This window comes from Streptomyces sparsus (assembly GCF_054776295.1).
Window position 1 is genome coordinate 1 of record NZ_BAAHCA010000643.1, and the last position, 2,853, is coordinate 2,853.

Consider the following 2,853-nt stretch of genomic DNA (forward strand, 5'->3'; position numbering starts at 1 on the left):
GGCGGCGCGCGGCGGCGCGCGGCGGTGGCGGCCGGTTGCAGAGTGGCGCCTCGCCCCGGTTTCCCCTCGGACGGGGAAGAGATGAGGCCCTGAACAGCCACTAAAGTAAGGGCCATGACCGACCACACCGCTCTCTGGCCCGCGCCGACCGCCTCCGGACCTGTCAGCGCGACCGTCACCGTGCCCGGATCGAAGTCGGTCACCAACCGCGGTCTGGTGCTGGCGGCCCTGGCCTCGGAACCGGGCTGGCTGCGCCGCCCGTTGCGCTCCCGCGACACCGTCCTGATGGCCGACGCGCTCCGGGCGCTCGGGGTCGGCATCGAGGAGGGCGTCGGTCCGGACGGCACCGGTGAGGCGTGGCGCATCATCCCGGCCGGGCTGCACGGTCCGGCGACGGTCGACGTCGGCAACGCGGGCACAGTGATGCGCTTCCTGCCGCCGGTCGCCGCGCTCGCCGACGGTTCGGTGCGCTTCGACGGTGATCCGCGCGCCTACGAGCGTCCGCTGCACGGCGTCATCAACGCGCTGCGCGCGCTGGGCGCCCGGATCGACGACGACGGCCGGGGCGCGCTGCCGCTGACGGTGCACGGCGGCGGGTCCGTCACCGGTGGCGCGGTGGAGATCGACGCCTCCTCGTCCAGCCAGTTCGTGAGCGCGCTGCTGCTCTCGGGGGCCCGTTTCAACCAGGGCGTGGAGGTGCGCCACGTCGGCGGGACGCTGCCGTCGATGCCGCACATCCGGATGACGGTGAGCATGCTGCGCGCCGCCGGCGCCCAGGTGGACACCCCGGAGGCGGGCGGCGAGGCGAACGTGTGGCGGGTGACGCCGGGCGCGCTGCTCGGCCGGGACCTGGTCGTCGAGCCGGACCTGTCCAACGCCCAGCCCTTCCTGGCCGCCGCCCTGATCACCGGCGGCACGGTGACCGTTCCGGACTGGCCCACGCACACCACCCAGCCGGGTGACGCGCTGCGCGACCTCTTCACCGCCATGGGCGGCAGCTGCGAACTCACCGACCGGGGCCTCACGTTCACCGGCACCGGCAAGGTGCAGGGCATCGACGCCGACCTCGGTGAGGTGGGCGAGCTGACGCCGGGCATCGCCGCGGTGGCGGCGCTGGCCGACTCGGAGTCGGTGCTGCGCGGCGTCGCGCACCTGCGCCTGCACGAGACGGACCGGCTGGCCGCGCTCACCCGCGAGATCAACGCCCTCGGCGGTGACGTCACCGAGACCGCGGACGGCCTGCGCATCCGGCCGCGCGCGCTGCACGGCGGGGTCTTCCACACCTACGACGACCACCGGCTGGCCACCGCCGGCGCGCTGCTCGGCCTGGCCGTGCCCGGGGTGCGGGTGGAGAACGTCGGCACGACCGCCAAGACGCTGCCGGACTTCCCGCGGATGTGGCACGGCATGCTCGGTGAAGGCGTCTGAGGCTCCGCGATGCGGCGTTACGGCAAGAACACCGACGAGGACGACATCCGCTTCCGCCCCAACCGGCGGGGCACCCGGCCGCGCACCCACCAGCGGCCGGCACACGAGGACGCGGTGGAGGGCTTCGTGCTCACCGTGGACCGCGGTCGCATCACCTGCCTGGTCGAGGACCGCACGGTCACCGCGATGAAGGCCCGCGAGCTGGGCCGCAAGGGTGTGGTGGTCGGGGACCGGGTCGCGGTGGTCGGCGACTGGTCCGGGGACAAGGACACCCTGGCGCGCATCGTCCGGGTCGAGCCGCGCCTGTCGGTGCTGCGCCGGACGGCCGACGACGACGACCCGTTCGAGCGGATCGTCGTCGCCAACGCCGACCAGTTGGCCATCGTCACCGCGCTCGCCGATCCGGAGCCCCGGCCGCGGCTGATCGACCGCTGCCTGGTCGCCGCGTACGACGCCGGTCTGGAACCGCTGCTGGTGCTCACCAAGTCCGACCTGGCGTCACCGGACGCCCTGCTGGCCAGTTACGAGCCGCTGGGTGTGGCCGCGGTGGCCGTGCACCACGAGGCGCCGACCGACGAGGTGGCGGCGCTGCTCGCGGGCCGGGTCACCGCGTTCGTCGGGCACTCCGGGGTCGGCAAGACCACGCTGGTCAACGCCCTGGTGCCGGACCGGGTCCGGGCGACCGGAGTGGTGAACGCCGTGACCGGGCGCGGCCGGCACACCACCACCTCGGCACTGGCCCTGCCGCTCCCGGCCACGGACCCGGAGGCGCCGATCGGCGCCTCCGGCTGGGTGATCGACACTCCGGGCGTGCGGTCCTTCGGCCTGCACCACGTGGACCCGTCCCGGGTGATCAACGCCTTCCCCGACCTGGAGCCGGGCACCGCCGAGTGCCCGCGGTCGTGCAGCCACGACGAGGTGGACTGCGCGCTGGACGCCTGGGTGGCCGCCGGGCACGCCGACCCGGCACGGCTGGCCTCCCTGCGCCGGCTGCTCGCCACCCGGGAACGCCGCGAGGGCGACTGACGCGCGGCCCCGCCTCGTCACGTCGCGCCGGGCGGGCCCGTGCGCACGTCCGGGAGAGGGGTCAGTAGGTCCGGGAGGGACGCTGGCGCAGCAGCGCGGTCACCACGTCCGCGACCCGGGCCGGTACCTCGGGCTCGGTCGGTGGCGCGACGACGTAGGACAGGGCGAGCCGCATCCCGGCCTCCACCGCACGCGGCGGGGTCTGCTCCGCTCCGCCCAGCACCGCGGTGAGCCGCTCGCACAACCGGCGGAGCAGGCCTTCGGGGGTGTCGCCGGGCAGCGGCAGCCGCGAGTCCCAGCATCCGGTGAGAGCGGCCCGTACCAGCGGTTCCTCCTTCGCCCGGTACACCAGCCAGCCGGCGGCCGAGGCGCAGCACACCGCCGGGTCGCCGCCGGCCC

At 75.1% G+C, this 2,853-nt stretch carries 2 protein-coding genes and 1 pseudogene; 2 read left to right on the forward strand and 1 reads right to left on the reverse strand.

The features are described from left to right. Positions 1–114 precede the first annotated feature (114 nt). Entirely contained in the window at positions 115–1,428 is a 1,314-nt protein-coding gene (gene aroA / locus ACYVE9_RS21540; protein ID WP_461029539.1) for a 3-phosphoshikimate 1-carboxyvinyltransferase, read from the forward strand. 9 nt (positions 1,429–1,437) lie between these two features. Beyond that, entirely contained in the window at positions 1,438–2,454 is a 1,017-nt protein-coding gene (gene rsgA / locus ACYVE9_RS21545) for a ribosome small subunit-dependent GTPase A (RefSeq protein ID WP_461029540.1), read from the forward strand. 61 nt (positions 2,455–2,515) lie between these two features. Here rsgA and ACYVE9_RS21550 read toward each other — a convergent pair. Next, positions 2,516–2,853 (reverse strand): annotated as a pseudogene (locus tag ACYVE9_RS21550) (TetR/AcrR family transcriptional regulator); the annotation flags it as partial.